The organism is Saccharopolyspora hirsuta, assembly GCF_008630535.1.
GTDB classification, from domain to species: Bacteria; Actinomycetota; Actinomycetes; order Mycobacteriales; family Pseudonocardiaceae; genus Saccharopolyspora; species Saccharopolyspora hirsuta.
Genome location: NZ_VWPH01000001.1, coordinates 444,959 through 466,706, shown reverse-complemented (window position 1 = coordinate 466,706; position 21,748 = coordinate 444,959). Strand labels below are relative to the sequence as shown.

Below are 21,748 nucleotides of genomic sequence, written 5' to 3'. Positions count from 1 at the left end.
GGCGATCACCCGACCCGTTCGCGCACCCACACACCGGCGGGCTTGAGCTGGTCGGTGCCGGGGTACGGGCCCGCGTCGCAGGTGCCCTCCTTGAACACCGCGCCGGAGCGGGAGTCGTCGGAGTAGTTCCAGTTGGTCCAGCTGATGTTCTTCTCGGCCATCAGGTCGAGGTAGCGCTGGGCCATGTCGAAGTCGTTGCCGCCGTCCCCGCTGGCCTCCTGGGTGCCGAACTCGGTGACGAACATCGGCAGCTCGTCGGCCGCGCGCGAGAGCGTGTTCAGGTACTCGTCGCCGTGCGAGGCCGCGTAGAAGTGGAAGGTGTACATGATGTTGTCGGCGTTGACCGGGTTGTCGACGACCTCCTTCTCGTCGGCGCCCTCGGAGACGCCCAGCGAGGACCAGGCCCGGGTGCCGACCAGCACCACCGAGTCCGGGTCCTGCTCCCGGATCACCGGGATCAGCTCCTCGGCGTAGCTCTTGATCTCGCTCCACTCGACACCGCTGGGCTCGTTGGCGATCTCGTAGAGCACGTTCGGCTTGTCCTTGTGGCGCTGGGCCACCTCGGTGAAGAACGTCTTGGCCCGCTCCAGGTTGTAGTTCGGGTCGCCCGGGTCGAGCATGTGCCAGTCGATGATCGCGTACATGCCGCGCTCGGTGGCCTCCTCGACGTAGTTGTTCACCATCTCGGTGAACTTCGCCGGGTCCTCCTCGTAGCCGCCTTCCTGGATGTACATGGAGATCCGCAGCACGTCGGCCTGCCAGTCCTGGGCCAGGGCGTCCAGCGACGCGTCGTTGACGCACTGGCTGTACCACTGCAGGCCGTGCGTGCTCATCCCGCGCAGCTGCACGGGCGCCCCGCTGCTGTTGCACAGCGTCATGCCGCACACGGACAGAACCCCGTTCTCCGCAACGGGATTCAGCTCGGGTGCCGGTGCGGCGGCCTGGGCCGCGGTGCCGGTCACGAGCAGGGTCGCGGCGACTGCCGCCGCGCGGACACAGTTCTGCCACCTCATCGGCGTCTCCTCGGTCGAAGGCGATGATTCTGGCGGCGGGAAATCGGAAACTTAGTTTCCAATTGCGGGCCACGATAGCGACCGCGGAGAAATACCGTCAATACCCCTTTACCGGGACTTGCGCCCGTGCGCGGCGATGGTCGTTCTCGCGACCACCGCCGCTCACGAGAGGGCGTCGACCCCGGTGAGGGACCGGCCGATGATCAGCTTCTGCACCTGGCTGGTGCCCTCGTAGAGGGTCAGCACCCGGGCGTCGCGGAGGTACTTGCCGACCGGGTACTCGTCGATGAAGCCGTACCCGCCGAAGACCTGCAGCGCGTTGTTGGCCACCTTGACCGCGGTTTCGCTCGCGTGCAGCTTCGCCATCGACGACGCGGTGGTCAGCTCCTGGCGGGACACCCCGCGCTCGGCCAGCGCTGCCGCGCGCAGCGTCAGCAGCCGCGCCGCCTCGACCTCCACCGCGGAGTCCGCCAGCAGCTCCTGCACCAGCTGGCGGGACGCGATCGGCTTGCCGAACTGCACCCGCTCCCCCGCGTACCGGGTCGCCGCGATCAGCGCCGCCTGCGCCACCCCGACCGCGCCCGCCGCGACCGAGATCCGGCCCTTGGTCAGCGCGCCGAGCGCGATGCCCAGCCCCTTGCCGACCTCGCCGAGCCGCGCCGAGTCCGGCACCCGGACCTCGTCGAGCACCAGCTCCGCGGTGGCCTGGCCGCGCAGCCCGAGCTTGCCGTGCACGGTGTTGGCGGTGAAACCGGGCGAATCGGTGGGCACCAGGAACGCGGTGATGCCCCGGCCGCCGTCGTCGCTGGTGCGCGCGAACAGCAGGGCCACCTTCGCCCAGGTCCCGTTGGTGATGAACATCTTCTGCCCGGTGATCACCCAGTCCTCGCCCTCGCGGCGCGCGCGGGTGGTCATCGACCCCGGGTCGGAGCCCGCGTCGGGCTCGGTCAGCGCGAAGCAGCCGAGCGCCGCACCGCTGGCCAGCTCCGGCAGCCAGCGCTGCTTCTGCTCCTCGGTGCCGTGCGCGGCGATGGACTTGGCGACCAGGCCCAGCGACACCGACACGATGCCGCGCACCGAGGAGTCGCCGCGTCCGAGCTCCTCGATCACCAGGGCGTAGCTGACCATGTCGGCCTCGACGCCGCCGTGCTCCTCGGGCAGCGTCAGGCCGAGGAACCCGAGTTCGCCGAGCTTGCGCACGATCGCCAGGTCGACCTCCTCGCGGCGGTCCCACTCGCGCACGTGCGGCACGATCTCGGCGTCGACGAACTGCGCCGCCATCTCCTTGAACGCGGCCTGGGTGTCGGTCAGCTCGAAGTCCACTGCGTTCCTCTTGCTCTTCGCGGTCGTCAGGTGAGCAGGTCTTGCGGGGTGGTGCCGGTTTCGGTGAGGTCCAGGCCGAGCTCGGCGCGCTCGACCAGCCAGCGGCTCGGGCGGTAGCGCGGGTCACCGGTCGCCGACTGCAGGGCGCGCAGGACGGACAGCACCCGGCGCGGGCCGACCTGCTGGCCCCACTCCAGGGGACCGCGCGGGTAGCCCAGCGCGATCCGCACCGCCGTGTCGATGTCGGCCGGGCTCGCCAGCCGCTGCTCGGCGATGAAGCAGCTGGTGTTGACGATCGCGGCGAGGATCCGCTGCGCCACCATGCCCGGGCTGTCGCGCACCACCGTCACAGCGCGACCGGTCGCGGCCAGCGCCGCCCAGGCCGACCGCGCGAACTCCGCGTCGCACGCCGGGTGCACGGAGAGCGTGCAGCGGGCCTCGGTGCTGAGCGGATCGACACCGCAGGCGCGCGCGACGGGCAGGTCAGCGGAGCGCGCTGCGGTTGCGGCGCTGTGGCCGTACGGGGTGACCAGCACGACAGCCTCAGCGGAGGGTTCCGGCCCCCGCTCCACCTGAACGCCCGCGCCCGCCAGCACGTCGAGCAGGTCCGCGCTGTCCGACCAGACCGGGCGCGCCACCGCCTCCGGGGCCTGCGGCTCGGGTTCCTCCTGCTTGACGCCGTCGACGTAGGCGTAGAAGCCCTCCCCCGTCTTGCGGCCGAGGAGCCCCGCCTCCAGGCGGGTGCGGGTGATCGGCGACGGGCGCAGGCGCGGGTCGCCGTAGTAGCCGGTCCAGATGCTCTCCATCGCCGGGTGCGTGACGTCCAGCCCGGTCAGGTCCATCAGCTCGAACGGGCCCATCCGCAGGCCCAGCACGTCGCGGCAGATCCGGTCGACGTCCGAGGTGGTGGCCACGCCCTCGGCCAGGACCTGCAGCGCCTCGGTGATCAGCCCGCGTCCGGCGTGGTTGACCAGGAAGCCGGGGGTGTCGGTGGCGCGCACCGGCGTGTGGCCGAGGCGCCGCACCAGGTCCACCAGCGCGTCGGGGATCCACGCCGCGGTCCGGGCGCCGGGGATCACCTCGACCAGGCGCATCAGCGGCACCGGGTTGAAGAAGTGCAGCCCGGCGAGGCGGCTCGGGTCGTCCAGCGCGGTGGCGATGGAGGTGACCTGCAGCGAGCTGGTGTTGGTGGCGAACACGGCGCGCGCCGGGCAGATCTTCTCCAGCTCGGCGAACAGCTCGCGCTTGGTGGCCAGGTCCTCGCGGACCGCCTCGACCACCAGGTCGCACTCGGTCGGCGCCAGCGGGCTGTCCACCGGGCGCAGCCGCTCCCGCGCGGCCGCCGCCTGCTCGGCGGTCATCCGCCCCTTGCCGACCAGCTTGTCGAACATCCGGCCGATCTGGTCGACCGCGCTGGTCACGGCCTCGGCGCGCGCGTCGGCGAGCTCCACGGCCAGGCCCGCCGCCGCGGCGATCTGCGCGATCCCGCGCCCCATCACCCCGGTGCCGATCACCCGCACCGCGCTGACCTGCTCCGCCCACTGCATGGTCGACCTCCCGGAAGGTTGCCCTCGACGCACCCTCGCACGGCACGCCAAGACCGTCCAATACTGAATTGGCCTGTCAGTAATACGCTGGCGAACATAATCGTCGCGTGTTCCGGAGCGCAACGGCGCTGTGCTACGAACGAGAAACGGCGGCGGAACGCCCGCCGGGGTGGAACCGAAGGAGCAAGCGATGCGCGAAGCGGTGATCTGCGAACCGCTGCGGACCCCGATCGGCCGGTTCGGCGGGGTGTTCAAGACCGTTCCGGCGGTCGACCTGGCCTCGACGGTGATCAGGGCGCTGCTGGAGCGCACCGGGCTGGACGGCGCCGCGGTCGACGAGGTGATCCTCGGCCAGGGCTACCCCACCTCCGACGCCCCGGCGATCGGCCGGGTGGCGGCGCTGGACGCGGGCCTGCCGATCGAGGTCGGCGGCACCCAGCTGGACCGCCGCTGCGGGTCCGGGCTGCAGGCGGTCCTCGACGCCGCGATGCAGGTGCAGACCGGGGTCAGCGACGTGGTGCTGGCCGGTGGCGCGGAGAGCATGAGCAGCGCGCCCTTCTACACCACCGAGGCCCGGTGGGGCATCCGCGGCAGCGGGCTGGAGCTGCACGACTCGCTGGCCCGCGGCCGGGTCACCGCGGGCGGCGCGAACTTCCCGGTCCCCGGCGGCATGCTGGAAACCGCCGAGAACCTGCGCCGCGAGTACGAGATCTCCCGCACCGAGCAGGACGAGCTGGCGGTGCGCTCGCAGCAGCGCGCCGGGGCAGCGCAGAGCGCCGGGCTGTTCGCCGAGGAGATCGTTCCGGTGACGGTGCGCTCCCGCAAGGGCGACACCGTGGTCGAGGTCGACGAGCACCCCCGCCCGGAGACCACGATGGACACCCTGTCGGCGCTGAAACCCGTGCTGGGCAAGTCGGATCCGGGTGCGACGGTCACCGCGGGCAACGCCAGCGGCCAGAACGACGCGGCGGCGATCTGCGTGGTGACCACCCCGGAGCGCGCCGCCGAACTGGGCCTGCGACCGCTGGTCCGCCTGGTGTCGTGGGCGCGCGCGGGCGTGCCGCCGCGCACCATGGGCATCGGCCCGGTGCCCGCGACGGCGAAGGCGTTGCAGCGCGCGGGAATCACCCTCGCCGACGTCGACCTGATCGAGCTCAACGAGGCGTTCGCGGCCCAGGTCCTGGCGTGCACGCGGGAGTGGGAGTTCAAGCCCGCCGACTTCGACCGCCTCAACGTCAACGGCTCCGGCATCTCCCTCGGCCACCCCATCGGCGCCACCGGAGCCCGGATCCTGGCAACGCTGTCCCGCGAGATGCACCGCCGGGAGGCCCGCTACGGCCTCGAAACGATGTGCATCGGCGGCGGCCAAGGCCTCGCTGCGGTCTTCGAACGCATCTGACCCAACACCGCGCGGAGGGCATTTCGGCCTCGCTGGCCGGAAATGCCCTCCGCCGCCGGTGAACGCCTCAACCGCCGGTAGCGACGAGTCCGATGAAGATCCCGCAGACGATGATGTTCACCAGCCAGCTGCGGGTGTTCATCCAGTCCCTGACCTTCGGCATCGCCGTGATGGCCCGCTTGCGCAGCACCAGGTAGAGCAGCAGCGGCAGCGCCGCGATCAGCGCGGTCGCCGCGATGAACGGGATCGCGCCGCTCAGCCCGCTCCTGTTGTGCTGCAAGTTCATCCCGACGGTCAGCATCACCAGGATGTCCGACGGCATCGCCAAGATCACCAGCAGGCCCGTCTTCAGCGCCGTGGCCGGGGTCGCCGAGAGCAGCGCGCCGAGCCACCGCGGCGGTTCGGCCGTCTTCCGCCCGAGGTAGGACTTCACCGCTGCCAGCACCAACAACCCGATCAGCACGATCTGGATGACCTTGCCGAGCGTGCTGGCCTCGTGCGATTCACCGTCGATCGCAACAGCGCCGCCGAGCAGCGCCGCCACCCCACCGGCGATGCTGACGCCGACCGTCGTCGCGACGATCACGCCGACGAGGAACGCCGCGGACACCCGCACCGGGCGCTCCGCGGTGACGAGCACGATCGCCGACATGATCTGCGGCCCGGCCATCATCGTGACGGCCAGCGGCAGGACCTGCAGGTTCACGGCACACCTCCGGTACCCGACCTGCGCTACCGGGGCGCCATCTCCTTGCCGTGCGCGACCAGGGCGTAGATCACCACCGCGTTGAGCACGATCGCCACGGCGGACCAGAGCGGGTACGCCGCGAAGAAGGCGATGTTCGCCAGCACGCTGATCACCGCGAGCACGACCGCCACCACGCGTGCCCACGTGCGCCCGCTGAGCAGCCCCACGCCGGTGGCGGCGAGGACCGCACCCGTGATCAGGTAGCTCCAGCCGATCGTCCCGTAGCTGACGCGGATCTCGGTCCCGGCGGGCGTGAGCACGGTCCCCGAGTGGGCGAAGGCGATCACGCCGTTGACGATCTGGATGACGCCGATCACCAGCAGGACCGCGGCCGCGAAGTACACCCACCCCACCCAGCCCGTCCGCATGCGCCCGGCTCCACGAGTTGCCATGATCACGACCTCCCCGGCTCGGCCCCGGATTCGCTCCGGTGAACCCACCGTGCAGGAGCTGGAGTGCCCGTTCCAGGGAAGAAAGCCCCGGGTGCGGGCGCGTCAGATGCGGTTGCCCGCGGGTGAGAGGGCGTACCAGTAGCCGCCCGCCGAGCGGACTCCGTGGCCGTTCGCCTGACCCGGGACGTCGTCGCCGACGTAGTAGTACAGCGGGTGTCCGTGGTAGACGACCTGGGTCGCGCCGTCCTGGCGCCGGGTCGTGGTGAGCAGGGCCGGGTCCACGTTCGGTCCGGCTTCCGGCGGGGCCGTTGCGGTCAGCGGGGGCCAGTCCCGCGCGCAGCCGTCGACGCAGGTGGGCTTCGACTCACCGTCCTGGTCGAACAGGTACACCGCGCGGCCGTCCGGGCCGGTCAGCACCGGGCCAAGGCCGGGCACCTGCTCGGTGCGGACCACGACCGCACCTCCGGTGACCGGCGGTGCCGTTTCCGGCGGCGGGGGCGTGCCGACTCCGCTGCCCGCCGGTTCTTCACCGCCGGGCACGCACGCGGCGGCCACGAACAGCGCGCTTCCGATCAGTCCGATGCTCCGCGGCGCAGCCGCGCGATCTCGGATGAAGCGGCGCATCGGGCCTCCCTGCGACCGGGGCGGTGTCGTCGAAGATGGCGCGCCCCGCGAACGTGCCCCCCAGTTCGCCGGAAAGCCGCGCGCACAACGGACCGAGCTCCCGCGGGCGTCGCGGAGCTCCGCCGTGCCACTGCACAACAGCACTGAGGATGACTCCGCTCCCGGAGGCCGGGAAGGGCCATTGGTCCTCGGACGAGCGGGGCGCCCCTCTCCGGCGGAGGGGCGCCCCGGCTGATCACATCTGCACGATCTGGACCAGGTTGCCGCAGGTGTCGTCGAAGACCGCAGCGGTCACATCACCCATCTCGGTCGGCTCCTGGGTGAAGCGCACGCCCAGCTCGGTGAGGCGCTTGAACTCCGCCCGCACGTCGTCGACCTGGAACGAGGTGGCCGGGATGCCGTCGTTGACCAGGGCCTCCTTGTACGGCTTCACCGCAGGGTGGCCGTCCGGCTCGAGGAGCAGCTCGACGCCGTCCGGGGCCTCCGGCGAGACCAGGGTCAGCCAGCTCGCCTCGCCGATCGGGATGTCGCGCTTGGTCCGGAAGCCGAGCACCTCGGTGTAGAACTTCTGCGCCTTGCGCTGGTCGTCGACGAAGACGCTGGTCACGTAGATCTTCAAGGGGTCTCCTCCGCTTCTGGCTTGAGCCACCGGTCGGTGAGGTGTGCCAGCGGACCGGTGTTCAGGTGGTGGAACTTGTAACGACCGTCCCGCCGGGTCTCGACCAGCCCCGCCTCCACCAGCACGTCGATGTGCTGCGAGATGGCCTGGCGGGACGACCCCAGCCCGTGCTTGCCGGTCAGCCGACCGCAGATCTCGAACAGGGTCTGGCCGTCATGATCGGCCAGTTCGTCGAGGATCGCCCGCCGAGTGGGATCCGCCAGCGCTTTGAACACGTCGCTCACGCGGACCACAATAGGCAAGTGAATGCTTGCGTGCAAGCAGCGACTTGCATGTCGTCAGCGGTGGTGCGCGACCAGCTCGTGCGCCTCCTGGTGCCCCGACGGGTGGGCGTGGATGAGCGCGCCGCCCAGCCTGGGCAGCGCGTGGCAGAGGCGGTGTTCGGCCTCGTGCGCGATGCGATGGGCCTCGGCGAGGCTGAGCCGCGGGTCCACCTCCAGCTCCGCCTCGGCGCGCAGGGCGTGGCCGACCCAGCGCAGCCGCAGGCCGCCGACGCCCCGCACACCGGGCGTGGTGGCCAGCGCGCGCTCAGCGCGCCCGACGAGCTCGGGGTCCACGGCGTCGAGCACGCGCGCGAAGACCTCCTTGGCCGAGCTCCACAGCACCGCGAGGATCGCGGCGGTGATCAGCAGCCCGACCACCGGGTCGGCCCACCACCAGCCCAGCGCGGCACCGGCGGCCGAGCCCAGCACGGCGAGGCTGGTGAAGCCGTCGGCGCGCGCGTGCAGGCCGTCGGCGACCAGCGCGGCCGAGCCGATCTCCCGGCCGACCCGGACGCGGTAGCGCGCGACCAGCTCGTTCCCGGCGAATCCGAGCAGCCCGGCCGCGGCCACCCAGCCGAGGTGGTCGACGCGCTGCGGGGAGACCAGCCGCGCCACCGACTCCCAGGCCGCCATCGCGGCCGATGCGCCGATCACCACGAGGATGATCAGCCCGGCCAGGTCCTCGGCGCGGCCGAGGCCGTAGGTGAACCGGCGCGTGGCCGCGCGCCTGGCCAGCAGGAAGGCGACCGCGAGCGGAACCGCGGTGAGCGCGTCCGCGAAGTTGTGCAGCGTGTCGCCGAGCAGCGCGACGGACCCGGTGAAGGCGACCAGGACGGCCTGGCCGACGGCCGTGACCGCCAGGGCGGCGAAGGAGATCCACAGCGCCCGCACGCCCTTCCGGCTGGCTTCGAGCGCCCGGTCGACGGATTCGACGGCGTCGTGGCTGTGCGGGGTGACGGCGTGCTTCAGCCGAGCCCACCGGTGCCCGTGCCCGTGCCCAGAACTGGCCCGCTTCGGTCGCATCCGGACTCCTCGGGTTCGGCGACATCCGAACCATAGGACCGCGACCGGGCGTGCGACAACGCTGCTAGTGCAAGGGAATCGCAGCTGCGGACCTCCCGCGGCGATCCACAGTGGAACCGCCGCGGGACGTCGGGTCAGCCGTTGGGCCGCAGCGTCCAGGTGATCGACATCTCCCCGGTGACCGCGCCGTCCGCGCGCTGGATGCTGACCTGGACCGGGAACTCGGGGCGCTCGCCCGCGTCCAGCTCGGCCAGCACGTCGGCGATCGGGCGGCCGAGCACCGCGGTGGCGGTCACCTCGCCCATGGCCAGCTTCTTGAAGTCGATCTCGGAGCGGACGGCCAGCGGCGTCGCGCGGTGCAGCTGGTCGCCGAACGCCGCGATCACGATGGCGCCGCTGGCGGACTCGGCGAGGGTGAACATCGCACCGGCGTGCGGACCGCCCACGTGGTTGTGGAACTCCGCCTGGTCGGGCAGGCGGAGCACGGCCCGCTCCGGCGCGATCTCGACGTACTCCAGGTTCAGCGTGCGCACCATCGGCACCGTCTGGGACAGCATGGCGCCGACGTCGAAGGAATCCGCGGCAGCGGTCTCGGTCGTCATGGGCACCGATGCTACTCATCGGTAACTTGTGCTGCCAACACCGGCCCGCTCACCGCGCCAACCGGCGCACCGCGGCACTGCCGCCGATCAGCAGCACCAGCGCCGCCAGCGCCCAGCGCCGCTTCTCCTCCGTGGTGTGACCGGAGGTCTCCACCTCGGGTTCCTCCGTGGGCACGGCGTAGTTGCCCGGCGTCGGAGGTGCCGGTGGCGGGCTGGGCGGCGGCGGTTCCGGCGTCGGGCTCGGTCCCGGGGGCAGGCCGGGCTCCGGAACCGAGCTGCTCGACGGCGGCTCGGCAGACGGCGGGACCGGCGGCTCGCTCGCCGGCGAGGTGGTCGGCGGTGCGGTCGTCGTCGGCGGCGGCGGTGCGGTCGTCGGCGGCGGGTCCGGCGGGTCCCCGGTCAGGCAGCCCGCCGCGTCCGAGCTCGCCATCGGGAGCACGGTCGCCAGCCACGTCGCCGAACCGTCCCGTTCCACCCGGTACACCGCCCCCGACTCGTCGGCCGTGGCGTAGAGCGCGCGGTCGGGACCGATCACCACCGATCCGTAGCTGAGCGGCGGCAGCTCCGGCACCTCGGTCACCGCCACCACCCGGCCACCGCGGTCCAGCCGGACCACGGCCGCCACCCCGGTGCTGGTGGCGGAGATGCCGTAGAGCTGGCCGTCGACCGGGTCCACGTCGAAGTCGTCGAGCGACATCGGCCAGCCCAGCCCCTCGACGCCGACCGTCGAGAGCACCTCCAGGTACGTCCGGCTCCCGGGGTCGACGTCCACCACGTGCAGGTAGCCGTCCTCCACCAGGTACCAGCGGTTCCCGGACACCGCCCCGGCCGAGGGCGCGCGCAGCGGGTGCCACCAGGAGCCCTCGCGCCCGGCGCGGACGGGCCCCAGGTCGCGGGTCCGCCCGTCGGGCGTCACCGCCACCGCGTGCCCGCCGTCCGGGAACGGCCCCGAGGCGCCGCGCGAGGCCATCCCGTACACCACGCGCTGCGGTGCCGAGTAGCCGAGCGCGTTCAGCCGGTAGCCCGGGGCGTCCAACCTGGTGCTGTCCGCGGCCGGGAAGTCCACCCGGTGCAGAGTGGAGAGACCACCGCGGTTGCGGATCTGGAGCACCGAGCACCCCGGGACCGCCGCCGCGCCGGCCACCCAGGCGACCGACGCCAGCAGCACCAGGGCCGCCGCCGCTGCCGCAGCCCACCGCATCAACTTCGCCCGAGCCGCTCGAGCGCCCAGCTGAAGGCCTCCGGGCCGATGCGCGAGCCGCCGCTGAACGGGTTCTGCAGCTGGAAGATCGCGAACAGCAGCAGCGCCAGCGCACCGGCCAATGTGGACACCAGCACGATGTGCGGGAACAGCCTGGTGCCGCCGAAGAGGTTCGGCAGCAGCACGCAGACCACGCTGCCCACGATCAGCACGAACCACACCACCGCGACCACGCCGCGGTCGAAGGCCCGGGTCAGCCGCTCGTGCCGCTCCTCGTAGACCTGGCCGAGCTGGGTGGTCGCCTCGGTCTTGCGGTCCTCCTCGAACTCGCCCTCGGCCGGGGCGTGCAGCACCACCTCGCGGATCCGGTCCAGCTGGGACCAGCCCGGCCCGGCCACCTCACCGCCGCGCTGCATGATCGGCCACTCCTGCTCCACGACCGTGCGCAGGTAGCCCGCACCGAGATCGCGGACCTCGGCACCGGCCGGATCGGGCAGCGAGTCCACCGCCCAGGCCACCGAGACCAGGCTCTGCGCTTCCCGGTAGGCCCCTTCCCGGGCGTCGGTCACGGTGTCGAACAGGGTCACCAGCACGAAGGCGAGCACCACCGCCTGCAGGCCGCTGACGATGGTGAACACCTGGCCCGCCGCGTCGTTGTTGCTCGGCCTCCCCTCGTCCTGCCCGAGCCGGCGCACCAGGTAGCCGACCAGGGCCGCGGCCACCGACGCGCTCAGGACCCAGATGAGGCCTTGCACGTAGGTGCTCACTCGGCGCTCCGGAGGGCTTCGCCGCGCGCCACCACGGGCTCGGGCACCAGCAGCTCGCCGACCTGGCAGCCCAGCGCGGTGCAGATGATGTCCAAATCGGACAGCTTGAGGCTGGCCGGGGTCTTGGACCACAGGCCGGACATCTTCCCGGCCGAGACCACCAGGCCGTGCTCGGCGAGCAGCCGTTGCAGCTCGGCGGCCTTCCAGATACCGCGCTGGGCCGCGACCAACCGCAGGTTCCACTTCACGACGACATCGCCTCCCACTCGATCTGCCCGGACCGGATGCCGCTTGCGCACACGCTCGCCCGCCTCCTGATGCACGAGAGCGGGCGTTGCAGCCCGCTCGACACGATTTCAGAATTTCCGAGGGAAACACCGCGAAGAACGCGGTTCCTCCGCGGCCGAACAGTACTCCGAATTGGACGGAGCACAGATAGTCCGATTCGTGGAATCTGCGGGAGCGGATCAGTTCGCCCGCCCGGAGCAATATGCCCCGGGAATATTCCAAGATCGCCGGAACGGCCTAGTGCAAGCAGGTGGACCGCCGCTGAATTGTCGGACACCGATGCCCGGGACGATTACGCAGCGTTTTGCGCAAGCCGCGCTCCAGGTGACCCGAAACCCGCGAACTACCACGAACTTTACCGATACGAGCAGCACTTTCGGGTGACTGTACGGTCGTGATCAGCGGTGCTAACGTCGCCGTCGGCAGCAAGGAAGACGGCACCCCGGGAACCGGCGAGCCATTTCATTCGAACCATTCCGCATTCCGGCGAAAACAATCCTCAGCGCAATTCAGCTGCCCGAACTCAGCGACCGAGATGATTGGTGGTATTGGCGTGACTGGGACCGAACCGCTCAACCCCGGCGAGACCGAGGCCCCGCAGTTGAGCCTGAGCACGGCGGCGGCCCGAAATCTGGCGACCACGACCAAGTCCGTCCCGCAGATGCAGTGCATCACCTCGCGCTGGCTGCTGAAGATGCTGCCCTGGGTGCAGGCCGCGGGCGGCGTGTACCGGGTCAACCGGCGCCTGAGCTACACCCTCGGCGACGGTCGCGTCACCTTCACCAACACCGGCGCGGACGTGCGGGTGATCCCGCAGGAGCTGCGCGAGATCCCGCTGCTGCGCGGCCTCGATGACGACGACGTGCTCGGCGCGCTCGCCGACCGGTTCGTGCAGCAGGAGTTCGAACCGGGCCAGGTGATCGCCACCGCCGGGCAGCCCGCCGAGCAGGTCGTGCTCATCGCCCACGGCAAGATCAACAAAATCGGCACCGGCGAGTACGGCGACCAGACCGTGCTCGGCGTGCTCGCCGACGGCGAGTTCTTCGGCGCGCACGTGCTCAGCGGTGATCCGGTCACCTGGAACTCCACCTACCAGGCGGTCACCCGCTGCACCGTGCTCACCTTGCGGCACCAGGCCTTCCGGGAGATGAACGGCCACTCCGAGGTGCTGCGCGAGCACGTCCAGCGGACGCTGGCCGAGCCGAGGCGCCGCCACAACCCGCACGGCGAGGCCGACATCGAGATCGCGTCCGGCCACGCGGGCGAGCCGCAGCTGTCCGGGACCTATGTGGACTACGAGCTCGAACCCCGCGAGTACGAGCTCAGCGTCGCGCAGACCGTGCTCCGGGTGCACAGCCGGGTCGCCGACCTCTACAACCAGCCGATGAACCAGACCGAACAACAGCTCCGCCTCACCATCGAAGCCCTGCGCGAGCGCCAAGAGCACGAGCTGATCAACAACCGCGAGTTCGGCCTGCTGCACAACGCCGACCTCCGGCAGCGCATCCACACCCGCACCGGCCCGCCCACCCCCGACGACTTCGACGAGCTGCTGACGCTGGTGTGGAAGGACCCCGGCTTCTTCCTGGCCCACCCGCGCACCATCGCCGCGTTCGGGCAGGAGTGCAGCAAGCGCGGCATCTACCCGCACAGCATCGACCTGAACGGCCACCAGGTGCCCTCCTGGCGCGGCGTGCCGATCCTGCCGTGCAACAAGCTGCACGTCAGCGACACCCGCACCAGCTCGGTGCTGCTGGTGCGCACCGGTGAGGAGAACCAGGGCGTGGTCGGGCTGCACCAGACCGGCATCCCCGACGAGTACCGGCCCGGGTTGTCCGTGCGGTTCATGGGGATCAACGACCAGGCCGTCATCTCCTACCTCGTCAGCGCCTACTACTCGGCGGCCGTGCTGGTGCCCGACGCGATCGGTGTGCTGGAGCACGTCGAGCTCGGCCGCGCGTGAGCGACCTCGACCCACCTCTAGGAGCAGTGGACATCGTGACTGTGACCGAACCGGGCGAGGCATCGCCGCTGAGCCTGAGCACCGCGGCAGCGCGCAAGCTGTCGACGACGACCAAGACCGTCCCGCAGATGCAGGGCACCACCTCGCGGTGGCTGGTGCGGATGCTGCCGTGGGTCGACGTCGGGGCCGGTACCTACCGGGTCAACCGGCGGCTGACCTACGCGATCGGCGACGGCCGGATCACCTTCACCAACACCGGCGCCGACGTGCGCGTGATCCCCCAGGAGCTGCGCGAACTCCCGCTGCTGCGCGGGTTCGACGACGACACCGCGCTGGGGGCGCTCGCCGACCGGTTCATCCAGCAGGAGTTCGAGCCGGGCCAGGCCATCGCGCGGGCCGGGCAGCCCGCCGAGCAGGTCGTGCTCATCGCCCACGGCAAGGTGAACAAGCTCGGCACCGCCGAGTACGGCGACGAGGCCGCGCTGACCGTCCTCGCCGACGGCGAGTTCTTCGGCGCCGACGTGCTCGGCGGGGAGGGCACCTGGCAGCACACCTACAAGGCGGTCACGCCGTGCACCGCGCTCATCCTGACCAGCCGGGCGCTGCAGGCGGTCAACCTCCGGTTCGACCAGCTGCGGGCGCACATCGCGGCCACCCGGGGACGGCCGGTGCCGAAGCAGAACAAGCACGGCGAGGCCGAGATCGCGCTCGCCTCCGGGCACTCGGGCGAGCCGGAGCTGCCCGCGACCTACGTGGACTACGAGCTCGAACCCCGCGAGTACGAGCTCAGCGTGGCCCAGACGGTGCTGCGGGTGCACAGCCGGGTCGCCGACCTCTACAACCAGCCGATGAACCAGACCGAACAACAGCTCCGCCTCACCATCGAAGCCCTGCGCGAGCGCCAAGAGCACGAGCTGATCAACAACCGCGAGTTCGGCCTGCTGCACAACGCCGACCTCCGGCAGCGCATCCACACCCGCACCGGCCCGCCCACCCCCGACGACCTGGACGAACTGCTCTCCCGGCGGCGCAAGTCGCGGTTCTTCCTGGCGCACCCGCGCACCATCGCCGCGTTCGGGCGGGAGTGCACCCGGCGCGGGGTCTACCCGCAGACCACCGAGGTGCAGGGCCGCCAGGTGCGGGCCTGGCGGGGCGTGCCGATCCTGCCCAGCGACAAGATCCCGATCAGCGACCGCGGCACCAGCTCGATCCTGTGCCTGCGCACCGGTGAGGAGGACAGCGGGGTGGTCGGCCTGCAGCAGACCGGCATCCCCGACGAGCAGCAGCCCGGGGTTTCCGCGCGCTTCATGGGGATAGACGACCGGGCGGTGATCTCCTACCTGGTCAGCACCTACTTCTCGGCGGCGGTGCTGGTCCCGGACGCGCTCGGCGTCCTCGAGCACGTCGAGACCAACCGCTGATCGGTCGCGACTCGTCGTGAGCGCGCGGCGGTGCTGCGCGCTCACGATCGGCGAACTCGGCGTCACGGGCCCGTCACCAGGCTCACGCCACCGCTTCGAACTCTGACGCTCCTCGTGTCAACCGGAGTCCTGTTCAACCGCACCTCAGGGGACCGTGATGCAACCCAGCCACAAGAAACCGCGAAACGCGAGATCAACGCCCCTCGCAACCACCACTGCGAATCTCGGAGAGGCGGACCGATGACGACCATGCAGCAGGACGCCCGCCGGGCGGGCGCTGCTTACGAGGCACTGACCCGCAGCCGCACCATGGTCGAGCCCGCGCTGCGGGCCGCGGTCGACCGGTTGCCCACCCGGATGCAGCAGGTCGCCGGATACCACTTCGGGTGGTGGGACGAGCACGGCAACCCGGTGCGCGCCGACCGCGGCAAGGCCCTGCGCCCGGCGCTGGTGCTGCTCACCGCCAGCGCCGTCGGCGGCGACCCGGCGGTGGCGGTCCCGGCCGCCGTCGCCGTGGAGCTGGTGCACAACTTCTCGCTGCTGCACGACGACGTGATGGACGGCGACGTCACCCGGCGGCACCGGCCCACCGCGTGGACGGTGTTCGGCAGCGGCCCGGCGATCCTGGCCGGGGACGCGCTGCTGTCGCTGGCGGCCGACGTGCTCGGCGCGTGCCGCCACCCCGAGTCCGGCGATGCCGTGCGGACGTTGAGCACGACCGTGCTGAACCTGATCAACGGGCAGGTCGCCGACCTGTCCTTCGAGGACCGCCGCAGCGTGGACCTGGCCGAGTGCCAGCGGATGGCCCGCGACAAGACCGGTGCGCTGCTGGGCTGCGCGTGCGCGCTCGGGGCGATGTTCGGCGGCGGCAAGACCGAGCAGATCGCGCGGCTGCGCAGCTTCGGCGAGCGGCTCGGGCTGGCGTTCCAGCACGTCGACGACCTGCTGGGGATCTGGGGTGATCCGGCCATCACCGGCAAGCCGGTGTTCTCCGACCTGCGCACCCGCAAGAAGACCCTGCCGGTGGTCTCCGCGCTGACCTCCGGCACGCCCGCCGGGCAGCGGTTGGCCGCCGTCTACCTCCGCGACCAGCCGCTGTCCGGCAGCGACCTGGCCCAGTCCGCCGAGCTGATCGCGCTGGCGGGCGGGCGCAGCTGGAGCCAGCACCAGACCGACGAGCTGCTGAACTCGGCCCTGGCCGACCTGCGGCGCGCCGACCTCGAGGCCCGCCCGGCCGAGCAGCTCACCGCGCTGGCCCACCTGATGACCCACCGCGACCACTGATCGGCCGGTGACCGCCGCCCCGGGCGGCGGTCACCGACGGCGGTTGCCGAACAGGCCCCGGGTGATCTCCCGCCCGAGGGCGCTGGCCGCGGAGCGGAAGAACGAGCGGACCGCCGGGTTCTGCATCGCCTGCTGGAAGATCCCGGGCTTGTCCGCGGCCTCGTCCGGCTCCTCCGGGGCGGGTGCGGCGGCGACCTTGTTCGCCAGCCGCTCGTAGGCCGATTCGCGGTCGACGGTCTCCTGGTACCGGCCCCACAGCTGCGATCCGGCCGCGCTGGAGCGCACCGCGTCCTCGCCGATCGTCCCCATCAACGACCGCGGTGCCCGCAACCGGGTCCAGGCGACCGGGGTCGGCGCGCCGGTCTCGGAGAGCACCGTCACCACCGCTTCGCCGATGCCCAACGAGGTCAGCGCCTGGTCCAGCTGGTAGTGCTCGGTGGTCGGGTAGGTCTTGACCGTGCGGCTCAAGGCCTTCTGGTCGTCGGGGGTGAACGCGCGGATCGCGTGCTGGATGCGGGCGCCCAGCTGGGACAGCACCGCGTTGGGCAGGTCGGTGGGCAGCTGCGTGCAGAAGAAGACGCCGACGGCCTTGGAGCGGATCAGCTTCACCGTCTGCTCGATGCGCTCCAGGAAGGCCTTGGACGCCTCGGAGAACAGCAGGTGCGCCTCGTCGAAGAAGAACACCAGCTTCGGGCGGTCCAGGTCACCGGCCTCGGGCAGCTCCTCGAAGAGCTCGGCGAGCAGCCACATCAGGAACGTGGAGAACAGCACCGGGTCGGACTGCACGTCGTCCAGCTCCAGCAGGTTCACCACTCCCCTGCCGTCGACCTGCCGGAGCAGGTCGCCGACCGCGAGCTCCGGTTCGCCGAAGAACTCCGTCCCGCCGCGGGCCTCCAGGTTGGACAGCGCGCGCAGGATGACGCCCGCGGTGGCCGCCGACACCCCGCCGATGCCCTTCAGCTCCGCCTTGCCCTCGTCGCTGGTCAAGTACTGGATGACCGCGCGCAGGTCCTTGAGGTCCAGCAGCGCCAGGCCGTGCTCGTCGGCCCAGTGGAAGATCAGGCCCAGCGTGGACTCCTGCGTCGCGTTCAGCCCCAGCACCTTGGCCAGCAGCAGTGGTCCGAAGCCGGTCACGGTCGCGCGGATCGGCACGCCGCGGCCGCGGGTGCCCAGCGACCAGAACTGCACCGGGTAGGCGGTGGCCCGCCAGTCGTCGCCGACCTCGGCGGCGCGCTCGGTCACCTTGTCGCCGCCCGCGCCGGGCTCGGCCAGCCCGGAGAGGTCGCCCTTGACGTCGGCGAGCAGCACCGGCACCCCGGCGTCGGAGAGCTGCTCGGCCAGCAGCTGCAGCGTCTTGGTCTTGCCGGTGCCGGTCGCCCCGGCGACCAGGCCGTGCCGGTTCATGGTGGCCAGCGGGATGCGCACCGCCGCCCCGGCGTCGACCGCGCCGTCCACCACCACCGCACCGAGTTCGACGGCAGCCCCTCCGGTCGCGTAGCCCGAAGCGATCTGCCGCGCCGCGTTGTCCGCCATCACGTCCTCCCGCACGCCGGTCCGTCCGGTTTCGAACATAGGTCCGCTCCCGGTCGCGGCCCCGGCGAGCCACCCGGACGTGCGATGCGTCGGCGAGTCCGGCGGCCGCGCTTACCGCTCCGCACAGCGGCCGTCAACCGGCTCCGCGAGCCGGAATCCTCCCTTGACAGCGCGGTCCACCCCGCGCCTAGAGTGCAGTGGTCGGATGATCAGACCTCGACCCCCTTCGGTCCACTGTGGAGCACCAGGAGGAGTCCGTTGCACGACGTTCGCACGGCCATCGTCACGGGTGCGGGGTCCGGCATCGGCCACGCCACCGCCGTCGCGCTGGCCGCCGAGGGGTACCGGATCGTGGCCGTCGACGTCGCCGGGACCGAGCGGGCCGCCGAAGCCGTCGCCGCGGCGGGGTCGGAAGCGCTGCCGGTCGTGCTCGACGTGCGCGACGCCGATGCGTTCGAGGCCGCCGTGGACCGCGCGGAGCAGCACTTCGGCGGCACACCGCGGCTGCTGGCCAACATCGCCGGGATCGGGGTCGCCGCGACGGTGACCGAGACCAGCCGCGAGGACTGGGACGCCGTGCTCGGGGTGAACCTGACCGCGCTGTTCGAGACCTGCCGGATCGTGCTGCCCCGGATGGTGGCGGCCGGGGGCGGCAGCATCGTCAACGTCTCCTCGGTGGCCGGGGTGGTCGGCGTGCGCAACCGGGCCGCCTACTGCGCGTCCAAGGCCGGGGTCATCGGGCTCACCCGCTCCATCGCCGTCGACTACGCCGATCGCGGCATCCGGGCGAACGCGATCTGCCCGGGCACGGTGGCCAGCGAGTGGATCGGCAAGATCCTGGCCGACGCCCCGGACCCCGACGCCGCCCGGAAGGCCATGGAGCAGCGGCAGCTGGACGGCCGGATGGGCACCCCGGAGGAGGTCGCCGAGGGCATCGTCTTCCTGGCCGAGGCGCGCTTCGCCAACGGCAGCGCCTTCGTCCTCGACGGCGGCATGACCGCCATCTGAGCCTGGAAGGAGTGAGCCCGTGAGCGCGTCCGAACTCGCTCGGCTCCGGCAGCGGATCAGCGCGGAGGACGCCCTGGTGGTGGCGTTCTCCGGGGGTGTGGACTCGGCCCTGCTGGCGGCCGTGGCGCACGAGGTGCTGGGGCCGCGGATGCTGGCCGTCACCGCCGTCTCCCCCAGCCTGGCCGCCGCGGAACGGCGGCAGGCCAAGGAGTTCGCCCGCACCCGCGGCTTCCCGCACGTCGAGGTGTGCACCGACGAGGCGGAGCGGCCCGAGTACGCCGCGAACGACGGAAACCGCTGCTACCACTGCAAATCGGCGCTGTTCGACGCGATCGAGCCGCTGGCGGCCGCGCTGGGCGGCCGCATCGCGCTGGGCACCAACCTCGACGACCTCGGCGACCACCGCCCCGGCCAACGGGCGGCCGCGCAGCGCGGCGCCGTCGCGCCGATGGTGGACGCCGGGCTGACCAAGCAGGCCGTTCGCCGGGTGAGCCGGGAGCTCGGTCTCGCCACCGCGGACAAGCCCGCCGCCGCCTGCCTCGCCTCCCGCGTCGCCTACGGCGACCCGGTGACCCCGGAGGTGCTCGGGCGCATCGAGCGCGCTGAAACCGCCGTGCGCGCACTGGGTTTCGAGGTCTGCCGGGTGCGCGCGCACGGCCAGGGCACCGTCGCGCGGCTGGAGGTCCCGGAGGACGACATCGCCCGCGCCGCAGCGCAGCGCGCCGAGCTGGACCGGGTCGTGCGCGAGGCCGGGTTCCAGTTCTGCGCCGTCGACCTGGGCGGGTTCCGGAGCGGGCGGATGAACGCGCTGCTGCCGCTGCTGCCGGTCCGGAGCGCGTCGTGACCGGGTTCGCCGACCTCGGCTACGCGCGGGTGGACACCGACCGGGAGGCCCGGCAGGGGCTGCCGGAGGTGGTCTACGCGCCCGGCAAGCAGCCCGCGGAGATCACCGGCATCGTCACCGAACTGCTCGCCCGCAGCACCGGCCCGGTGCTGGTCACCAGGCTGGACGCCGACGCCGCCGCGCAGGTCGGGGTCCCCGGCGGCAGCTACCACGAGACCGCGCGGCTGCTGGTGTGGCGACCGGCTCCGCCGCGCCCGTTCCGGGTGTGCATCGCGACCGCGGGCACCGCGGACTGGCCGGTCGCCGCCGAGGCCGAGGCGGTGTGCACCGCGATCGGGCTGACCACGCACGTCGTGCGCGACGTCGGGGTGGCCGGTCTGCACCGGCTGCTGGCGGTCCGCGAGGAGCTGGCGGGCGCGGACGCGGTGATCGTGGTGGCCGGGATGGAGGGGGCGCTGGCCAGCGCGGTGGGCGGTCTGGTGGCGTGCCCGGTCGTCGCGGTGCCCACGTCCACCGGCTACGGCGCGGCGCTGGACGGCGTGACCGCGCTGCTGGCCATGCTGGCCTCGTGCGCGGCGGGGTTGACCGTGGTCAACATCGACTCCGGGTTCGGGGCGGCGATGGCCGCGCACCGGCTGGCCCACACCGCGGCGGGGCGTCGATGATCCTCTGGCTCAACCCGGTCACGGGTGTCTCCGGGGACATGCTGCTCGGTGCGCTGATCGGGCTCGGGGCACCGCTGGACGAGGTCCGCGCCGCCGTCGAGTCGACCGGCCTGGCGGGCTGTCGGTTGCGCGCCGAGCAGGTGCAGGTCGACGGCATCGCGGCGACCCGAGCGGTGGTGGAGGTCGACGACACCAGCACCGAGCGGCGCGCCTCGGAACTCCTCGCGCGGGTGCGGCAGGCCCGGCCCGAACCCGTCGCGGAGCTGGCCGCGGCGGCGGTCCGCGCGATCGCCGAGGTGGAAGGCGCGCTGCACGGCCAGCACCCCGACGACGTGCACCTGCACGAGATCGGCGGTCTGGACACCGTCGTCGACACCGTCGGCGTGGCCGCTGCTCTGCACGCTTTGGACGTCACAGCAGTGCATTCCGCCCCGTTGGCGCTGGGCAGCGGCACGGTCCGGTGCGCCCACGGCCTCCTCCCCGCACCCGCTCCGGCGACGCTGCAGCTCCTTCGCGGCGCAGCCGTCGTCGGCACGGACCTGCCCGGTGAGACGGTGACACCCACTGGTGCCGCACTGCTCCAAGCCGCCGGGACCAGGTTCGTCCCACCTCCGGCGATGACCGTGCGGGAAACCGCCTACGGCGCCGGGACCAAGCGATTCGCCCAGCGCCCCAACGTGCTTTCGGCGACGCTCGGCGCCCCGCTGACCGCCGAGCCGGTCGAGCCGATGGTGGTCCTGGAGTGCAATGTGGACGATGTGACCGGCGAACTGCTCGGCCACGTCATCGATCGCGCGCTGCGGGCCGGTGCGGCAGACGCGTGGACCACTCCGTCGACGACGAAGAAGTCCCGCCCGGCGCACGTGCTGCACGTCCTGTGCCACCCGAACCGGGAAGCCGAGCTGACCGAGCTGGTCCTGGCCGAGACCGGCAGCCTCGGCGTCCGCCGCCACCCGGTCGACCGCCGGGCCCTCCCCCGCCGCACCACGGAGGTCACCGTGGACGGTCACCGGATCCGCCTGAAGCACGGACCCTGGCACACCAAGCCGGAGCACGACGACGTGGCTGCGGCCGCGGACGCCCTCGGCCTGCCGCTGCGGACCGTCGCCGCCCGGGCCCTCGCCGCGGAGCGGTGAAAAAGCGCGGGCTCCGGGGCTGTGC

At 72.1% G+C, this 21,748-nt stretch carries 22 protein-coding genes; 8 read left to right on the top strand and 14 right to left on the bottom strand.

Translation table 11 applies throughout. From position 1 onward, the window contains the following. Nucleotides 1-5: 5 nt before the first annotated feature. From F1721_RS02135 to F1721_RS02125, 3 genes are all read right to left on the bottom strand, one after another. On the bottom strand, nt 6-1,013 hold the full coding sequence (locus F1721_RS02135) for a glycoside hydrolase family 5 protein (protein WP_150064773.1): 1,008 nt from the start codon (nt 1,011-1,013) through the stop codon (nt 6-8). A 162-nt stretch (nt 1,014-1,175) separates the two neighbouring features. Beyond that, entirely contained in the window at nt 1,176-2,336 is a 1,161-nt protein-coding gene (locus F1721_RS02130) for an acyl-CoA dehydrogenase family protein (protein ID WP_150064772.1), read from the bottom strand. Between the two features lie 26 nt (nt 2,337-2,362). Beyond that, nucleotides 2,363-3,883 carry a 3-hydroxyacyl-CoA dehydrogenase gene (locus F1721_RS02125; protein WP_150064771.1) on the bottom strand — a complete coding sequence of 507 codons (1,521 nt, stop codon included), beginning with the start codon at nt 3,881-3,883 and terminating at the stop codon, nt 2,363-2,365. A gap of 190 nt (nt 3,884-4,073) precedes the next feature. Here F1721_RS02125 and F1721_RS02120 point away from each other — a divergent pair, with 190 nt between their 5' ends. Then, nucleotides 4,074-5,282 carry an acetyl-CoA C-acetyltransferase gene (locus F1721_RS02120; protein WP_150064770.1) on the top strand — a complete coding sequence of 403 codons (1,209 nt, stop codon included), beginning with the start codon at nt 4,074-4,076 and terminating at the stop codon, nt 5,280-5,282. 67 nt (nt 5,283-5,349) lie between these two features. On the opposite strand, the gene F1721_RS02115 is transcribed toward F1721_RS02120, so the two are convergent. The 10 genes from F1721_RS02115 to F1721_RS02070 form a co-directional block, all read right to left on the bottom strand. Next, a complete protein-coding gene (locus tag F1721_RS02115) occupies nt 5,350-5,988 on the bottom strand; it encodes a GAP family protein (RefSeq protein ID WP_150064769.1) in 639 nt (212 codons plus the stop codon). A gap of 26 nt (nt 5,989-6,014) precedes the next feature. Continuing rightward, nucleotides 6,015-6,398 (bottom strand): DUF7144 family membrane protein, encoded by a 384-nt coding sequence (locus F1721_RS02110; protein WP_246154030.1) that lies wholly within the window; start codon nt 6,396-6,398, stop codon nt 6,015-6,017. A 126-nt stretch (nt 6,399-6,524) separates the two neighbouring features. Then, nucleotides 6,525-7,046 (bottom strand): COG4315 family predicted lipoprotein, encoded by a 522-nt coding sequence (locus F1721_RS02105; RefSeq protein WP_150064767.1) that lies wholly within the window; start codon nt 7,044-7,046, stop codon nt 6,525-6,527. A gap of 235 nt (nt 7,047-7,281) precedes the next feature. Beyond that, nucleotides 7,282-7,665, bottom strand: a complete 384-nt coding sequence (locus F1721_RS02100; protein ID WP_150064766.1) for a VOC family protein — start codon at nt 7,663-7,665, stop codon at nt 7,282-7,284. Beyond that, a complete protein-coding gene (locus F1721_RS02095) occupies nt 7,662-7,949 on the bottom strand; it encodes an ArsR/SmtB family transcription factor (RefSeq protein WP_150064765.1) in 288 nt (95 codons plus the stop codon). Before F1721_RS02095 ends, F1721_RS02100 begins: the two co-directional genes overlap by 4 nt. 54 nt (nt 7,950-8,003) lie before the next feature. Then, complete coding sequence (locus tag F1721_RS02090; protein WP_150064764.1) at nt 8,004-9,011, bottom strand: cation diffusion facilitator family transporter; 1,008 nt, start codon at nt 9,009-9,011, stop codon at nt 8,004-8,006. A 134-nt stretch (nt 9,012-9,145) separates the two neighbouring features. Continuing rightward, on the bottom strand, nt 9,146-9,613 hold the full coding sequence (locus F1721_RS02085) for a DUF4442 domain-containing protein (RefSeq protein WP_150064763.1): 468 nt from the start codon (nt 9,611-9,613) through the stop codon (nt 9,146-9,148). Nucleotides 9,614-9,662: 49 nt separating this feature from the next. Further along, the gene (locus F1721_RS02080; RefSeq protein WP_150064762.1) at nt 9,663-10,814 is read right to left on the bottom strand and encodes a DUF6923 family protein; all 1,152 of its coding nucleotides are present in this window, start codon (nt 10,812-10,814) and stop codon (nt 9,663-9,665) included. After that, on the bottom strand, nt 10,814-11,581 hold the full coding sequence (locus tag F1721_RS02075) for a bestrophin-like domain (RefSeq protein ID WP_150064761.1): 768 nt from the start codon (nt 11,579-11,581) through the stop codon (nt 10,814-10,816). The genes F1721_RS02080 and F1721_RS02075 overlap by 1 nt, the downstream gene beginning before the upstream one ends. Next, nucleotides 11,578-11,829: a helix-turn-helix domain-containing protein gene (locus F1721_RS02070; protein WP_150064760.1), complete on the bottom strand. Its 252-nt coding sequence runs from the start codon at nt 11,827-11,829 to the stop codon at nt 11,578-11,580. Before F1721_RS02070 ends, F1721_RS02075 begins: the two co-directional genes overlap by 4 nt. 593 nt (nt 11,830-12,422) lie before the next feature. Here F1721_RS02070 and F1721_RS02065 point away from each other — a divergent pair. From F1721_RS02065 to F1721_RS02055, 3 genes are all read left to right on the top strand, one after another. After that, entirely contained in the window at nt 12,423-13,832 is a 1,410-nt protein-coding gene (locus tag F1721_RS02065) for a family 2B encapsulin nanocompartment shell protein (RefSeq protein WP_425474392.1), read from the top strand. 35 nt (nt 13,833-13,867) lie between these two features. Then, nucleotides 13,868-15,253, top strand: a complete 1,386-nt coding sequence (locus tag F1721_RS02060) for a family 2B encapsulin nanocompartment shell protein (protein ID WP_211840283.1) — start codon at nt 13,868-13,870, stop codon at nt 15,251-15,253. A 240-nt stretch (nt 15,254-15,493) separates the two neighbouring features. Next, nucleotides 15,494-16,537 (top strand): family 2 encapsulin nanocompartment cargo protein polyprenyl transferase, encoded by a 1,044-nt coding sequence (locus F1721_RS02055; protein WP_150064758.1) that lies wholly within the window; start codon nt 15,494-15,496, stop codon nt 16,535-16,537. 30 nt (nt 16,538-16,567) lie between these two features. On the opposite strand, the gene F1721_RS02050 is transcribed toward F1721_RS02055, so the two are convergent. Continuing rightward, nucleotides 16,568-18,070, bottom strand: coding sequence for a helicase HerA-like domain-containing protein (locus F1721_RS02050; protein ID WP_150064981.1), 1,503 nt, complete (start codon nt 18,068-18,070; stop codon nt 16,568-16,570). A gap of 258 nt (nt 18,071-18,328) precedes the next feature. Here F1721_RS02050 and F1721_RS02045 point away from each other — a divergent pair, with 258 nt between their 5' ends. From F1721_RS02045 to larC, 4 genes are read left to right on the top strand one after another with little or no spacing between them, the layout of a single operon-like run. Further along, a complete protein-coding gene (locus F1721_RS02045; protein WP_170301322.1) occupies nt 18,329-19,078 on the top strand; it encodes an SDR family NAD(P)-dependent oxidoreductase in 750 nt (249 codons plus the stop codon). Nucleotides 19,079-19,097: 19 nt separating this feature from the next. After that, complete coding sequence (gene larE / locus F1721_RS02040) at nt 19,098-19,922, top strand: ATP-dependent sacrificial sulfur transferase LarE (RefSeq protein WP_150064756.1); 825 nt, start codon at nt 19,098-19,100, stop codon at nt 19,920-19,922. Further along, on the top strand, nt 19,919-20,587 hold the full coding sequence (gene larB / locus F1721_RS02035) for a nickel pincer cofactor biosynthesis protein LarB (RefSeq protein ID WP_150064755.1): 669 nt from the start codon (nt 19,919-19,921) through the stop codon (nt 20,585-20,587). The genes larE and larB overlap by 4 nt, the downstream gene beginning before the upstream one ends. Continuing rightward, complete coding sequence (larC, locus tag F1721_RS02030; RefSeq protein WP_150064754.1) at nt 20,584-21,723, top strand: nickel pincer cofactor biosynthesis protein LarC; 1,140 nt, start codon at nt 20,584-20,586, stop codon at nt 21,721-21,723. The genes larB and larC overlap by 4 nt, the downstream gene beginning before the upstream one ends. Nucleotides 21,724-21,748 lie beyond the last annotated feature (25 nt).